Here is a 15,410-nt window from a genome sequence, read left to right as displayed (position 1 = left end):
TAGTTTATTCAAAGCCATCCTTCTTTTGTATATCATTATATTTTTTCTCAGTAATTGTCTGCATTTTAACTCTTATAGCTTTCTCCACCTTCTCAGTATTCACTTCTATCATCACTTTCAATATGTAATCGGCGGTCACTTCCACCGGATTTGGATTATGAAATCGATAGTTCAGTTTTCTTTTCGCCACGGTGAAGTTTCCACCTCCTCCCTGCTCACTCTTTGTCCATTACTATGAAATGTCCTTCTGAAATAGTCCTAGATTTTCAGAATGTTTTTCATAGTCTGCATATTGTCATTTGCCATGGCTTCTCGTCTGCTGACTCCATCAATTTTTACCGGAATACATCTTTCCAGAATTCTGTCATAAATTCTTTTCTTCTCAATTTTTGTCTCTTGTTTTAATTGTGCTAAAGGAAGATTTGTTGTGATAATCAAAGGTTTCCCCGATCGATATCTCCAATCAATCACACTGAAAATATTTTCTAATACATACTCACTGCTCCGTTCTACACCAAGATCATCAATAATTAAAAGCTCATATCCATTCAATGATCTGATATATTCTTTCTTGTCTTCAGCTGCAAACAAATCATTTAATATGGTGTTGAAATTTGTCATTTTCACGGTAACTTCTTTTTCCAGCAATGCATTCGCAATACAAGCAGCCAGATAACTTTTTCCTGTTCCAACTGGTCCCCAGAACAAATATCCCATATGGTTTTGCTTCATTTTTTGCCAGTTTGTTACATATTCTTCTGCGATTCTTATAACGCCACTATCTCTTTCTACATTTTGAAATGTAAATCCCTCCATTTCTTTTTCCTCAAAGCAGATTTTCTTATTTCTTGCGATTAGCTCCCGATGCTCTTTTTCTTTATAATATTGTGTCTCCTCTGCATATGCCTTCCTTTCACACGCACACTGCCTGTGATGCTTTCTCATTTCAAGCAAAGAACCTTTTGGATAAAATGCTTCTACGGGTTCTTTACAAACAGTACAATGCATCAATCCATCTGCGCCTAAATATGTTTGTATCTCATACATCACAGGCTTTCTCCCTCCCCACACTCATAATTCATCTTTTGATTCTTTATACTGTAACTACTTACTCCATACTTATTACTTGAGTTATTTTTCTCTATTACTTTATTAGATGCCGTATTTATATCCTTTGTAGAGTTATCATTCTGACCATATGAAAGCTCATTTTTAAACTCTCTATCGGCTTTCTTTATATCTGTCTGTAATTGTACCTTTCCAAAAACCTCTACTTTGTCTGGTATCATTACATACATATGTCTTGGTTTTGAAAATCCACCAAATTTCCGAATTAGCAGTCCTGCATCATCTAGTTCTTTCAAAGCCTTTTTAACAGAAGATTTGCACTTCCCGGTTTTCTGTGATAGTTCTTCAATTGGAAATATTGCATATACTCTTCCATCCTCATCTGTCCAATTATTCTTTCGTGATATTCTCGCCCGGTCATACAACAGCATATAAATAATTCTTGCATTCTGACTTAGCTGTAATTCCAGCAAGAATTTTGGAAATTGATAATACTGTATCTGCCGCTCCTGCTCATTCATGTACAAATATTTCATTTGTTTCTTCCTCACCTTCTCAATATTTGAGGAAATATATTTTTGAATTTTATATCCACAAAAATTTATCCCTCTATATATACAAAAGGAGAGGGCATAAAATACAGCCCCCTCATCAGAATTTTTTTAATTTTTTCATAATTTCATTACTGTGCATCCCAAAATTTCACATAATCTTAAAGATAAGCAGAGAACCAATTAAGGTACTGTAATCCCTAGTGAATCTCGCTCATTGTTATTTCTTTCTTCTTTTTAATCTGAATTTTTATACAAGAGCAAGATCCACCTGTGTTTAACAAGTTTATTTTTGATGAATCTTCTATTTTCATCCTCTTGATTCAATTTCATCTTCATTTAATTAGCTTCCATCAAAGATTTCCGCACTATTTACATGATATTTTCTTTCAAAATTTTCAAAAAAAGCACCTGGCTTCTGCCAGATGCTCTGTAAAAAAATTTCAATTTTTACCTGCTTACATTTTCAATATAGCCAATATAATATTCCTAATTTCTAAATATTATTTTCAATTATTACGATACGGTATTACCCGGGTGGATCTTGCTCTTCTCTTTCAATATCAATATAATTCTATTTTTCGATAATCTATGACAGTGCTGCAGTTAAATGATATACTAATTCTAGTTTATCTATTCAATCCTCTGTAAACCCTGTGTTTTCAAGGCATATCGCCTATTAAATATTCAAACCTTATGTATTTTCCCTTGTTTTTGCCCTTATGAGCCGAAACAAGGGAAATTTTTTATGCTCCGCCGATTACCTTATCCAGTAGTCTTGCGGAAGTACGCTTCGCTTCCCTTGTAGCGTGAGCGTAAATGTTCATTGTGGTACTAACATCAGTGTGTCCGAGTAGTTCCTGCACATCTTTAGGTGCTGCACCGTTTGAAAGCAGATTGCTTGTATAGGTGTGTCTGAGCATATGGAAGTGGAAATCCTCCAATCCCTCCAACTTTTTTCTCGCTGTCCTGCACATAATCCCCACCGTACTCGGTGCTTCAAATGCCCCGTCAGGTCTAAGGCAGACAAAGGATAATTCCTTGTACCCCTCTGGGACTTCCTCCGCCCTCGGCAGACTGTAAACCTCATAATAGGTGCGGTCTTTTTCTTTGACCTCCAAATAGTAATTAAGACTGTACAGTTCCCCGTATCGGAAACGGTTTTTATGCTGTTCTGCTTTCGCAGTTTTCAGGATTGCGGCAAGCGTATCGCAAAAGTCAACGGTGCGGATTTTTTTACGCTTTGTTGCCCCTATTTCTGTTTTGTGCCTTGCCCCGTTGTAACGCATACTGCGGCGTACTGTCAGATATTGTTCTTCAAGGTTGATGTCCTGCCAAGTCAGACCACAGACCTCTCCAATACGCAAGCCTGTATAATAGGCTATCTGTATAGGAAGAAGTGCAGGATTGTTTTTCTTTTTCAGGAAGTCCTCTAACCTCTGATACTGGTCATAGCTGAGCGTTGGTGTGGAAGTTGTTTCCCCATCCTCGTAAGAGAACAGCTCGTATTCTTCTTTCTTTCCTCGCCATACCACATACTGCATCGGGTTAAAGGTTATCAGCCTTTTCGGGAATACTGCAAAACGGAACGCCCCTTGTAAAACAGCCGAAAACAATCGGAGATACCCTTTGCTGAGTGCCTTTGCAGTTGTACCGTCAGGATTTGTGCCTCCAAAGCTGAGAAAGTCTATATACGCCTGTAAATGGTCGGCGGTTACGGTTTTCAGCTTTCGGTTTCCTATCGGGTGCTGTTTGATACGGTTGACCGTTCCTTGATAGGACATTACCGTACCATTGCTGAGATTACCGGGTTTCACTTCTTCCTCCACCCACAGATCGAGCAGCATACCAACCGTGATGTTTTCAGACTTCGCAACGAATTTCTTTTCCTCATAGTCAGCGATTGCTTTTCTGAGCAGGGCTTCTGTTTCAGACTTGCTTTCTGTTCCCACAAACTCTTTCTGTACTTTTCTGCCGCTTTCATCTTCGATGTAGAAGCGTGCGTACCACTTTTTACCTTTTTTTCTTACAGAACCTTTTGCCATAGATAAATTTCCCCTTTCTATCCGTGGCAATCGGGACTGTGACATATGGTGTGCGTAAAGTAATAAGGTTACTTATGCCGATGAGTGTCAGTCATCGTTTTCACTTGTCAAAGAGCCACGGAATTTTTCTTTTTCAGCAACCCTTTCTTCAGCTGCTGTCACTATCCCGAACAGGTCGCCCATCTTTACAGCGGTGCGTCCCTCATCGTAGATATGTAAAATCCCATCTAAAAACTGCTTCATATCCTCGATAGGAAGTTCCATTTCTTTACGGTAAACTCTTTCCATAATTGCCCTTGACTCAATCGCATAGCGGCGTAAGGACTGCTTTAAGCCTTCGTCCTCCGCTACACGGTCAACTTCAGCCGTTGCGTCTGCAAAGTGATAAGCCATAACCGTATAGAGGTCAATCATCTTTCCGAGGAATGTCGTGAGCAGCTGTTGGTGCGGTTCTCCCTTTACCACAGAAGAAACCGTATCAAGATATTTTTTGATATGTTCCTCCATATCCCTTGCACATAAAGTGCGGCTATCATATTCCTTATCTTCGGAAAGTCCTGTCAGCCATTCGGGAGTGGTCAGGAGTGCCTCTGCCAGTCCATTGATAATCATTGTACGCTTCGGGTCTACTCCGTCCGCTTCATATCTCTGAATAGTAGATTTGTTTACCCCGACACGCTTACCAAGTTCGGGCATTGTTAAGTTTAATTCTGTTCGGCGTTCTTTCACTCGTTCACCGACCTGTTTTGCGGTGAATGTAATTTCTTTTTTCAAGGTTTTCACCTCCTATTGCTGATAGTATAGCATAGAAAAACTTATTTTGCAACCATAAATTTAATAATAGGCAAAAATATTTCTTAATAAGTTGCAAAACAAGTTGACAAGAGATAGCAAAATAAGTATAATTACAGATACACAGTTGCAAAATGCGTATTTTGAAAGGAGGTTGATAAAATGAGCAACATCAAAATGGGTTTAACCATAGAAGAAGCAGCAGAATGTACGGGTATCGGAAGAAATACAATGCGTAAGTTGGTAGACTGGGGCAAACTTCCCGTCCTCAAGGTCGGCAGAAAAGCGATTATCCGCAGGGATACTTTAGAGCGATTTATGAGTGTCAATCAGGGAAGAAACCTGCTCAATGAAAACGATGTCCGCAAAGTAGAATAACTGTTCTCCAAGCCCCCAGCGTTTGAGAGCGAAATACACCCCTCGCACAAATCTTCGATTTGTACTCTGGGTATTTCGCCCTTGCAGGGGGCACTGTATCACAGCTTCGGACAATGCACCGCCGCTATGATACAGAAGAAAACAGCACACTGTTTTCTTCGCTGTCCGTCTGCTTACGCCGCCGAAACAGCGGCAACCGATTTCTCGGTTGCAAAAAGAGTATGCCCGTCACGGGAGAAAGGAGTATATGGCAAGACATTCATTTATACAGATGTCGAAGCTACCCAATGTCAAGGGAAGAATATCCTATATCACAAGCCACGCAAGACAGGAAAATCTCTATGCCACCTACCGCACCGCTGACAATGAATTTTGGAGTAACCTTGCAAGGGAAAGCCAGCAGGAATTTAAGCGAAGCGGTACAGAGGGCAAATGTATTGAAGCAAGGGAATTAATTATCGCCCTGCCTGAAGTATATACAAGATACGAGCCGCAGGAAGTCCTTGAAGATTTTACGGAGGAGTTCCACAGGCGGTATGGTGTGGAGTGCGTGTCAGCCCTCCACCACAACAAACGCAAGACAAACTATCATATCCACCTTATCTTCAGCGAAAGAAAACTGCTTCCTGAACCTGACATCAAGAGAGCCACACGCAGCGTGTTCTATGATGAAACAGGCAAAAGGGTACGCACCAAGAAAGAAATCACAGGGGAGGACGGACAGATACGAAAAGGCTGTACCGTCATAAAAAAGGGCGAGGTTTACGAAAGCCACCTCTTTACCGTGAAAGATGATAAATTCAAAAGTGAGCCTTTTCTTCGGGAGGTAAAAGAGATTTACACCGACCTTATCAATCGGCATATCTCCGATCCCGAACAGCAGTTAAAGGTGTTTGATAAGAACAGCGTTTATCTTCCCACCAAGAAAATCGGTAAGAACAATCCCAAAGCCGCCGAGATTGAAGCGGATAACACCGCAAGGCAGGAATGGAACAGGACAGCGGATATGGCGTTGTTATCGGGTATTTCCGAAGCAAAGATTTTAGAAGTCAAGCAGACCGAGATACACGAAAAAGCAAGTCAGTCAATCATGAGCAAAGGCTGGTTACCTAATCTGTTCCGTGGGATTGTGGCAAAGGCAAAAGATTTTCTGCAAAGCCTTATCAGGGAAAAGGATATGCCGCCCAAGCCTACACTTGATATTGATATGGCAGAGTTCCGCCATATGCGAAGCCTGATGATAAAAGCGCATGAGGGGGCAAAGGAAATCCGTCATTTACAAGACGATATTCTTCCAAAACTGAGAGCGCAGCTTGCCGATACAAAAGGGATTTTCAAGGGCAAAGAGCGTAAAACGATTACCGAGCAGATACAGCAGACGGAAAAGAAAATCTCCGTTAAGCTGGATAAGCTGCCCGATATTCTGAAAGAGGACGGTTATCCCGATGTGCAGGCGTTTATGCGTACTTTCCGAGAAATGGAAAGTGTTGTAGAACAATATAACCGTGACCTTGCCGAATGGGAACGTCAAGTCAGCAGGAAACCGACAGCCACCGCTAAGGCACAGTACAGACCGCCCGAAAAGCAAAGCGTGTTAAAACATCTGCGTGAGATACAGGAACGCAATAAACAGAAACCGCCCCAAAGACAGCGTAAGAAATCCTTTGACAGAGATAGCCGATAGGCATTCAAAAACCGCCGTGTATGGTGTTATCCATAGCGGCGGTATACATAATTATTTACTGTCTGCAAGTGTAATTTTCATATCCTGAACATTGATGATTGTTTCCTGCTTACATTTCGGACAGTAGAGAGGAAAGTTTTTTAATTCCGTATCTTCCCGTATCATAGTACGGGTTTTATTGCCGCATACAGGGCAATATATCCATTCTGAAATAATAGTTGGCATATAATATCATCACCGCCTATCATTATTTTCATATTCATCAAATTGTTTTGTTTTTTTCAATATCCACAGTGCGTAACTTAAGCTAATAATACATAATACTGCACTTGAAATAATATGAAACTTCATTGAAGAATTTTCAACAGCAAAAACGCTCGAAGAATTTACAAAACTATGTGCAATAATACACGGTAAAAGGCTCTTTCCTTTGTAAAAAATAATTGTAAAAAGAAAACCTATTGCGATTGCATAACAAACTTGTAAGAGTGTAGGTATTAAATCTTTTCCGTTCAGTAAGTTTACAATATGTCCAATTCCAAAAGTAACACTTGAGATAACAATCGCCAACTTTACATTGTCATTGTATAATGCTTTGAACAGAAATCCACGAAAAATAATTTCTTCAATGAATCCAACGCAGAGCATACTTAAAATATATAACACAGTTTCTAAAACAGACAGCTTCATCGTAACGCCATTCCATAGGTTAATACTCATAATTAGAAGTAGCGGAGTAAAATATAAGAAATTTCTAAGGCTTCCATTAAAAGAACACAGACCGTATTTTTCTTTTAAGTTGTGTTTACTCACAAAAACTAAAAGAAGCAATGTAAAAACTATAGCAACGGGTGCAGCAATTATTTTTTCAGTGCCAAGCGAAGCAGAAAAGCTGTCAGCAACACTAAACAAAACAACATAGGAAATAATCCAAACCAATGAGAAATTTAATTCATTTTTCTTATATAAACGATACATTATAATCCTCCTTTCAATGAATAAACTGTTCCGTCAAATACCAAGTCTAAATCAGATATAATCGTCTGTTCGTCATAGGTCATTTCGTTATTTGCAAACATACTTGCATATCCGTGTGCAATCAGGAATAATGAACGGAAAATGGTTTTCGCCTGTTCTGTATTGACCTCTACTTCTTTACTCAGTATAGCTATAATAGGCTGTAATTCTTCAGAATTTATCAACTCAGAAATATTTTTTCCTATAAACTCATTTGTTTGAAATAGAAACCGAAACAAATTTTTTTCTGTTTCAGCAAAGCGTATATAATTCAGTCCAATATCTTTCATCGGATTTTCACTCTGAATATTAGTTATATATTCGGAATGATACTCATCTGCCTTAACATATACAGTTTTTTTCAATTCCTCTATTGTTTTAAAATGATACATAACAGGTTGAGTGGAACAGCCTAATTTTTTTGATACAGTTCGTGCATTGATATTTTCTGCTCCCTCACTTCGTGCTATCTCAAATGCTGCATCTATAATCATCTCTTTTGTAATTTTCACCTTTGGTGGCATATTTTTCACCTCTCCGCCATTTTATAATTATTGTTATATAACATAAATTATAATAAAGGGAGAGATTTTTGTCAAGTTTCGTAACGAAAATACAGTAAAAATAAGCGACAGAGAATTTACTCCCTGCCGCCTTGTCTACTTATGCGAATATAATTTCCCTCTCCACAATCTCCATAGCACAAGCCCGAATGTTATTCATCTGTCCAACCCATTCTAAGGCATTTTTCGCCTTTAGGCGTTCCGTGATACCCTGTGCCTGCTTCATCTGTTCTACAATCCTTTCAAAGCGTTCCTCCGCCTGTTTATCGACATCCGCAAGATAAGCATTCAACTTGCCACTTGTGAGTAGCGTGGCGTAAAACGCCCTCTTATGTTCCTGTAAATATCGTTTGTGTCGCTGCCCCCATAAACCGATAGGTTTGTTTTCTTTTTCGGCTGGTAAGGTCAGGCAAGGGATATAATAATCTCTTTGCAGTTCATACCAAAGACCATTGCTTTCATCATAAATATACTTGTTCATTAAAAAATCCTCCACTATAATATATTCGCACATATGTCACAGTTCTCCGATTGCCACACTCTGTTATATCTTGTTATGGGATTTTCTTTCCCTTGATTTTGCCCTTATAAGCAGTCAGGGAGAGAGTAAACTTGTGTGAAATCATATAAAGGGATAAGGCGAACACATTGCGATAAATCCTTTATTTTCAAGGCTTTTGGAGGATTTTATTGATAGACTATAACCTCTGCTAAGAGGCTATAAAATTGTGTTATTCAAATTCGTATTTATAAATTCGGAGGTATATTATGTCGAACATTCAGATAACAGAAAATGGGTCAGGAAAATATTCTCCTGAATGGTTTTATAGCGAATCTCAGACTCCAGAATGGATTTCATTTGCTCACAAGGCTGATGAGTTACGAGAAAATTTTATAAATCTTTTTGGAATAGAACGCTTAAAATCACTTTTTGGAAAAGATTTGTTAACTTCTTTATTTTATAATGACGAAGGAACTAAAACCAATCTCTGCTATAGACTTGAAATGGACAAAGATATCCGCGAAGTATTTGGAAGTATTTCCGGCGGAGCAGCATATAAATTTGGATTATTCTATCATAAGAAAAATCAAAGTTGGACCTGTGGATCTCCATTAAAACCTATACATCTTACTGAGGATGAAGCAATACAAAAAGCAGAAGAAATGCGAAATGATCTGGTTGAAGGTGCTGAAATAATATCTTCTTTTGGTCCTTTAGATTCTGAAAAAGATTACGAACAACTCTATAAACAGCTGGAACATATCCCGGGAATCAATATGGTATGGCGCATGAAATATTATCAAATGCTCTTTCCAACATTATTCGCTCCATTTTATGGACAGGATATTCAGCTGAGAGTATTGCATTTTCTAAATCAAAAACCAAGTGATATTCCTTTCATTCGCATGGGACAAATTTCATTATATGCAAGAAAATGCAATGTTCCCGGAGTTGTCTTTGCTCATATTTATGGGAAAAATGTAGGATATACTAATGAGACTAATGATTCTGACACAAATACGCTTTCCGATAAAAAACATAAAACGCACTACTGGATGTATACCGTCTTTGATGATAAAAGTTGGAATGAATGCCAACAAAAAGGAATCATGGTTTTAGGTATGGACGATATTGGTGATTATTCCCAATTTGCTTCCAAGGAAGCTCTCCGTCAAGAACTGATAGATGTGTACGACAGTAGTACTTCACGAAAAAATCAGGCTTTGATGGCATGGAATTTTGCAAATACCGTATCAGTTAACGATGTGATTTTTGCGAAACGTAGCAACACTCTTCTTGGTAAAGGTATTGTCACTGGAAATTATGTCTTTGACGATCTTCGTCAGGAATATAAAAATGTCCGTGCTATAAAATGGCTTCAAGTTGGCGAATGGGAACATCCTGGTAATGCAGTAGCAAAACGCTTAACTGATATCACTCCATACACTGATTATATTGAAAAGCTTACTTCCATCTTTGCTCCAGATGAATTAGATGATGTAGATACACAACCAGAAATAGACTATCCAGCTTACTCTTCTGCAGATTTTCTCTCAGATGTGTATATGAATGGACAAGATTATAAAACACTGGTAAATGTTTTAAAAATGAAGAAAAATATTATTTTACAAGGCGCACCTGGAGTTGGAAAAACTTTTACTGCCAAACGACTTGCTTATTCCATTATCGGCGCAAAAAATCCTGACCGTGTTCAAATGATCCAATTCCACCAGAGTTACTCCTACGAGGATTTTATTGAAGGATACCGACCAACGGAAAATGGATTCACAATTAAAAAGGGTTCTTTTTACAAATTCTGCAAAATGGCCGAGGATGATGATGAAAATGATTATTTCTTTATTATTGATGAAATCAATCGTGGTAATTTAAGTAAAATATTCGGTGAATTATTTATGCTGATTGAAAAAGATAAGCGGGGGATTGAACTGCAATTGTTATATTCTGATGAGAATTTCTCTGTACCTGCAAATGTATATATTATTGGTATGATGAATACTGCTGATCGTAGTCTTGCTATGTTAGATTATGCTTTAAGACGACGTTTTTCATTTTTTACTATGAAACCGGGGTTTAATACGCCTGGTTTTCAAGCTTACCAAGATTCTCTAAAAAATGATGCCTTTAACAAATTAATTGCTTGTGTGAAACAACTCAATTCCAAGATAGCAGAAGATATATCACTAGGTGAAGGATTCTGTATTGGTCACAGTTATTTTTGTGGTTTAACACCAGAAACAGCCAACACACAAACTTTGTCATCCATTGTAGAATACGAATTGATTCCACTTTTAAAAGAATATTGGTTTGATGAGCCCGCAAAAATCGTAGATTGGTCTGATCGACTAAGGAGTGCTGTTAAATGATTCCTGTACAAAATATTTATTATATGCTGTCCTACGCTTTTCAGGCATTACAAGCACAAAATTACAAAGATCTGGCCACAGAAAATTTTCATAATACCGCTGAATTATGTGCAGCCATTCTTGATAAGAGCATTAGCATACAGTTAAAACGAGGCTTAGGAAGAGATTATGTGCCAAAATCAGAATCTCTTTCTACACTACAGGGAAAGCTTAATATTTCTGAATCCATTAAAACTCAAACTCTGCTGAAGAAACAAATGATTTGTACATACGATGAATTTTCAACTAATACACAATTTAACCAAATTATTAAATCTACAATGTTATTGCTTCTTAAAGCCAATATCACAAATACGCGAAAAAAGAGTCTACGAAATCTGTTATTGTTTTTTTCTGATGTTAATGAAATTGATTTACGTTTTGTAAATTGGAACCAACATTATAATCGTTCCAATCAAAGTTATCAAATGTTAATTGGAATCTGTTATCTGATTTATAACGGACTTCTACAGACACAGAACGACGGTACCTCAAAAATAATGGATTTTTTTGACGAACAACGTATGTGCCGTTTATATGAAAAATTTTTGCTTGAATACTATCGTAAAGAACATCCAGAACTATCTGCCAATGCCTCACAGATTGCATGGCAACTTGATGATTCTGAGAACCAATTGCTTCCCAAAATGCAAACTGATATTATGTTGTCTCAGGGAAACAATATACTTATTATCGATGCAAAATATTATTCACATATGACTCAGCAGCAATACGGAACAAACACTTTACATTCCAATAACCTCTATCAGATTTTTACATATGTGAAAAATAAAGAATTTGAATTAAAAGACTGTGAACATACTGTCTCTGGAATGCTTCTTTATGCACAGACTGATGAAGATGTTATTCCCAATAATACATACCAAATGAGCGGAAATCAGATTTCTGTGCGTGCATTGAATTTAAATCAGAATTTTTCAAAAATTTCTGAAAACTTGAACTCTATTGTTAAAGATAACTTCACTTAATTTTTGAGGGGAAATAATACTTCCCCTCAAAAATTAATCTGAATTATAAAATATGCGAATATACAAATTTCATCATTGCTTTCATGTCCATGTCTCCCTCGTTGTTATCCCATTCTTCCATATTTTTTTGAACTTTTTCACATTCTGTCAAATATTTCTTGTATGCATCATCTGTCAATTGTCCCCCTTCAGCTATTACCAGTGTTAAGTATTCCACAAAAGTTCTAAAGTTATCAACAAGGCCTAAAATAATAACAAATAATTCTTGTAAATCCACACAAGTATTCGGTACAATTGGCATTTCTGATATCCAATCAACGTGCATTCGTTCATCTTCACTTTTCTCTTTCTTTTGCCACTGCTCATCTTCTCCTAGCGGAGCATTATAAAATTGATACTTCCTTTTTCCACGAAAAGAATATCTGGTGAAATCAAAATTAGCATTTACACGTTGCAATTCTTTTATCAGTTTAATCAATTCCGGTAGCGCAATATCTATTGTCTGCTCCATACCCAATTTTTTCAGTTCTTTTTCTAAGACTTCTAAATACTCATAAATCTTGTGGTTTTTCTTTACTTCATTATCCATCCCTAGAATGTAATATATCGCATCTACACTACTTTTTAACCAAAGTTCTACTCCATGCCAAAGATCAAACATAATTGGAAAAATAAGAACATCTGCCGTTGAACAATAATTTCCACTACACAAAATCGAATATAGACTTAATACTGCATTTCCCATATATGCATTTCCCATTACAAAGTTATCTTGTATAAGTTGAGAAACATTATCTTTCCCACCAAGTGAATTGTCAAAATTCCAGTTTAAAAAAGCATAGTTACTTGATTTTGTATAATCTATATCCTTTTCACCATAAAAAATCATGTGACTTGTATTTTTCTCTTCAGCATTATTCATATCTACTTCGGTCTTTCTTCATGTAATTTTCCTACAATTAATTCTATTCCTCCATATTGCGTAAGTAAAGGGACAAAAAACAATTTTTTTCCCCTTTACTTTCTCATATTATTCTCCAAACAAAACATTCTATTTTGTTACAACCGCATGTATCGTACTCTTACTTACCCCAAACGCCACCGCCGTCTGCCTCACCGTCGCCTTATTTTCAATAATATAATAAGCAATCTCAACCGCTCTCTCCTCAATATAATCTTTCATAAAAACCCCTGCATAGTTTGTTTTTTTTACAATCTATGCAAAGGCGAAGGGATGTATGTCTGATTAAACTTCCTTCAAAAATATCTCATTCAATTTCTCCCAACTTACCTTTTTTTCTTCCCCTAATTTTCCCGCTTTCTCTCTCAATCCTGCTATTTCACCCTCCAGAATCCACTGACCTGCCAGTAATATTTTACCATGCTCTTTTTCTTCTATTTCATGAAGTTTTTGTACTATTATTTTTTCCATCAGCTTCCCCTGCTTTTCCTTTCTAGCATATAGCTGCACGCGGCGTGCAGTCAAAGGCTTTTATTTTGGAATTCTGGTTATCTTCTCCATCACTCCTTTAAAGGGCATGTTTATTTCGCGAATTCTCCAGATTGACTTTCCCCTCCTCATAAGTTATCCTTATCATAGTACGCCATGCTGACATATTTGCAGCACTGGTGAATTTTATTATTTTTACAGGTAAGGATTTGAGAAAATGAGTAAAACAAAAACAATCGACCTGACTTCCGGGCCGATTCTAAAGACGCTGGCAGAGCTGGCACTTCCGATCATGGCTTCCTCGCTGCTGGGGACAGCCTACAATATTACGGACATGGCATGGATCGGCATGCTGGGTTCCAAAGCCGTTGCCGGGGTGGGCGTTGGGGGAATGTACGTCTGGCTCTCACAAGGGCTCGTGGCACTTCCGCGAATGGGCGGACAGGTCAATGTCGCACAGGCTTGCGGACGCGGAGACTATGAACAGGCAAGGGGATATGCCGCTTCCGCTCTACGACTTACATTTTTACTGGGAATTTTATTTGCCGCAGTATGTATCGTGTTTATTCATCCGCTGCTCGGCTTTTTTAACCTCGGAGATGCAGAAACTTATACCGCTGCGAAATTATATACACTGATCACCTGCGGACTGATTCTGTTTTCATTTTTAAATCTGACTCTGACCGGACTTTCTACTGCGCAGGGAGATTCCAAGACACCGCTTATGGCAAATCTTCTTGGTCTGGTTGGTAATATGATCCTGGATCCGATTCTGATCCTCGGATTTGGACCATTTCCAAGGCTTGAGGTTGTTGGCGCTGCAGTTGCTACCGTGACCTCGCAGATACTGGTTCTGATCGTCATGCTGATTCGGATTATGCACTCTGATCTGGAACCAAATATTCTGCAAAACACGCATGTACTGTCGCGTTTCCCTGCAAAATACTACATCAGTATTTTTAAAATTGGATTTCCGACAGCAGTACAGAGCAGTATTTACTGCATGATTTCCATGATTCTCACACGAATGGTTTCTGCATTCGGGGCAGGTGCCATTGCCACACAGCGAGTCGGCGGACAGATTGAATCTGTTTCATGGAACACTGCTGACGGCTTTGCTGCTGCGTTAAATGCTTTCGTTGGTCAGAACTACGGTGCAAAGAAACCAGACCGTATTCGGAAAGGATATAATATTTCATTTAAAATCCTCGCTGTCTGGGGACTCATTGTAACCGGTGCTTTCGTATTCCTGCCAGGACCGATTGCTTCCCTTTTCTTCCACGAAAAAGATGTTCTGGCGATTGCGATCAACTATCTGATCATCATCGGATTCAGCGAAACCTTTATGACCATTGAGCTTATGACCATCGGCGCACTTTCCGGTCTTGGTATGACAAAGCTTTGCAGTATCATCAGCATTGTCCTCACCAGTGCCAGAATCCCACTTGCCATGATCCTCACTCAAACCAGCCTCGGTCTGAATGGTGTATGGTGGGCACTTACAATTACCTCTATCACCAAAGGAATTGTTTTCTACTTCACCTTCCACCACACCAGCAGACACCTACCTGACGCTAATGACAATTAATTTAACTACCCACCTTTTTTATTTTTTCCTGTTTTGTTTATTTCTTCTTCATATTTTTTTGATTTTTTTTAGAGTTTGAACATATTTCTGTCACAAATTATCTGTATACTAATAATTAGATAGTTGATAAAGCAACTATCCCCCCCTCATAAAGTAGAAGCAGTCAGAATTCTGATTGCTGCACTTTACTCTCATTCCTTTTAGATAACAATAAAAACACCAAGAACCTCTCCATTATGGAGAGGTTCTTGCGTTGTGGATTTTTTTAATATTCTATAAACCTATCATTTTTATATTTTTAATCAGATTTTATAATTTCTTAACACTTTTGACACATTTTCATCGTATAGTAATAGATGG

At 38.0% G+C, this 15,410-nt stretch carries 16 protein-coding genes and 1 pseudogene; 5 read left to right on the top strand and 12 right to left on the bottom strand.

All coding sequences use genetic code 11. The features are described from left to right. Positions 1 to 4 precede the first annotated feature (4 nt). The 5 genes from NQ556_RS00735 to NQ556_RS00715 all read right to left on the bottom strand — a co-directional run bounded on the left by NQ556_RS00735 (position 5) and on the right by NQ556_RS00715 (position 4,438). Entirely contained in the window at positions 5 to 190 is a 186-nt protein-coding gene (locus NQ556_RS00735; protein WP_008374045.1) for a hypothetical protein, read from the bottom strand. 68 nt (positions 191 to 258) lie between these two features. After that, positions 259 to 1,047 (bottom strand): ATP-binding protein, encoded by a 789-nt coding sequence (locus NQ556_RS00730; RefSeq protein ID WP_173698796.1) that lies wholly within the window; start codon positions 1,045 to 1,047, stop codon positions 259 to 261. Then, a complete protein-coding gene (locus NQ556_RS00725) occupies positions 1,047 to 1,604 on the bottom strand; it encodes a replication initiator protein A (RefSeq protein ID WP_173698794.1) in 558 nt (185 codons plus the stop codon). Before NQ556_RS00725 ends, NQ556_RS00730 begins: the two co-directional genes overlap by 1 nt. Before the next feature lie 761 nt (positions 1,605 to 2,365). Then, entirely contained in the window at positions 2,366 to 3,664 is a 1,299-nt protein-coding gene (locus tag NQ556_RS00720; protein WP_204575758.1) for a tyrosine-type recombinase/integrase, read from the bottom strand. Positions 3,665 to 3,751: 87 nt separating this feature from the next. Continuing rightward, entirely contained in the window at positions 3,752 to 4,438 is a 687-nt protein-coding gene (locus NQ556_RS00715; protein WP_008789360.1) for a helix-turn-helix domain-containing protein, read from the bottom strand. A gap of 180 nt (positions 4,439 to 4,618) precedes the next feature. On the opposite strand from NQ556_RS00715, the gene NQ556_RS00710 reads away from it, so the two are divergent. Together NQ556_RS00710 and NQ556_RS00705 are read left to right on the top strand one after the other, a co-directional pair. Beyond that, positions 4,619 to 4,834, top strand: coding sequence for a helix-turn-helix domain-containing protein (locus NQ556_RS00710; protein ID WP_004612412.1), 216 nt, complete (start codon positions 4,619 to 4,621; stop codon positions 4,832 to 4,834). Between the two features lie 247 nt (positions 4,835 to 5,081). Next, positions 5,082 to 6,518, top strand: a complete 1,437-nt coding sequence (locus NQ556_RS00705; protein ID WP_004612411.1) for a MobA/MobL family protein — start codon at positions 5,082 to 5,084, stop codon at positions 6,516 to 6,518. Positions 6,519 to 6,569: 51 nt separating this feature from the next. Here NQ556_RS00705 and NQ556_RS00700 read toward each other — a convergent pair whose 3' ends face one another. The 4 genes from NQ556_RS00700 to NQ556_RS00685 form a co-directional block, all read right to left on the bottom strand. After that, positions 6,570 to 6,743 (bottom strand): cysteine-rich KTR domain-containing protein, encoded by a 174-nt coding sequence (locus NQ556_RS00700; protein WP_004612410.1) that lies wholly within the window; start codon positions 6,741 to 6,743, stop codon positions 6,570 to 6,572. A 9-nt stretch (positions 6,744 to 6,752) separates the two neighbouring features. Continuing rightward, the gene (locus NQ556_RS00695; RefSeq protein ID WP_004612409.1) at positions 6,753 to 7,496 is read right to left on the bottom strand and encodes a CPBP family intramembrane glutamic endopeptidase; all 744 of its coding nucleotides are present in this window, start codon (positions 7,494 to 7,496) and stop codon (positions 6,753 to 6,755) included. Continuing rightward, entirely contained in the window at positions 7,496 to 8,059 is a 564-nt protein-coding gene (locus NQ556_RS00690) for a TetR/AcrR family transcriptional regulator (protein ID WP_004612408.1), read from the bottom strand. Before NQ556_RS00690 ends, NQ556_RS00695 begins: the two co-directional genes overlap by 1 nt. 139 nt (positions 8,060 to 8,198) lie before the next feature. Further along, positions 8,199 to 8,579 (bottom strand): TnpV protein, encoded by a 381-nt coding sequence (locus NQ556_RS00685; protein WP_008789362.1) that lies wholly within the window; start codon positions 8,577 to 8,579, stop codon positions 8,199 to 8,201. A gap of 287 nt (positions 8,580 to 8,866) precedes the next feature. On the opposite strand from NQ556_RS00685, the gene NQ556_RS00680 reads away from it, so the two are divergent. Next, on the top strand, positions 8,867 to 10,984 hold the full coding sequence (locus NQ556_RS00680; protein WP_008374067.1) for an AAA family ATPase: 2,118 nt from the start codon (positions 8,867 to 8,869) through the stop codon (positions 10,982 to 10,984). Further along, complete coding sequence (gene mcrC, locus NQ556_RS00675) at positions 10,981 to 12,012, top strand: 5-methylcytosine-specific restriction endonuclease system specificity protein McrC (RefSeq protein ID WP_173698792.1); 1,032 nt, start codon at positions 10,981 to 10,983, stop codon at positions 12,010 to 12,012. The genes NQ556_RS00680 and mcrC overlap by 4 nt, the downstream gene beginning before the upstream one ends. Before the next feature lie 43 nt (positions 12,013 to 12,055). Here the strand turns inward: mcrC and NQ556_RS00670 are convergent, their stop codons facing one another. The 3 genes and pseudogenes from NQ556_RS00670 to NQ556_RS00660 form a co-directional block, all read right to left on the bottom strand. Next, positions 12,056 to 12,934, bottom strand: a complete 879-nt coding sequence (locus tag NQ556_RS00670) for a hypothetical protein (protein ID WP_173698789.1) — start codon at positions 12,932 to 12,934, stop codon at positions 12,056 to 12,058. Between the two features lie 132 nt (positions 12,935 to 13,066). After that, positions 13,067 to 13,195, bottom strand: a pseudogene (locus NQ556_RS00665) (sporulation transcriptional regulator SpoIIID); the annotation flags it as partial. Between the two features lie 63 nt (positions 13,196 to 13,258). Next, positions 13,259 to 13,444 (bottom strand): hypothetical protein, encoded by a 186-nt coding sequence (locus tag NQ556_RS00660; RefSeq protein WP_022220415.1) that lies wholly within the window; start codon positions 13,442 to 13,444, stop codon positions 13,259 to 13,261. A 235-nt stretch (positions 13,445 to 13,679) separates the two neighbouring features. Between NQ556_RS00660 and NQ556_RS00655 the strand changes: the two genes are divergently transcribed. Continuing rightward, positions 13,680 to 15,050, top strand: coding sequence for an MATE family efflux transporter (locus NQ556_RS00655; protein WP_008374081.1), 1,371 nt, complete (start codon positions 13,680 to 13,682; stop codon positions 15,048 to 15,050). Positions 15,051 to 15,410: the final 360 nt, after the last annotated feature.

The sequence above is a fragment of the Coprococcus comes ATCC 27758 genome (assembly GCF_025149785.1).
Classification (GTDB): Bacteria; Bacillota; Clostridia; order Lachnospirales; family Lachnospiraceae; genus Allocoprococcus; species Allocoprococcus comes.
Note: the sequence above shows the minus strand (reverse complement) of the source record. Positions and strands in the feature narration are given on the sequence as shown.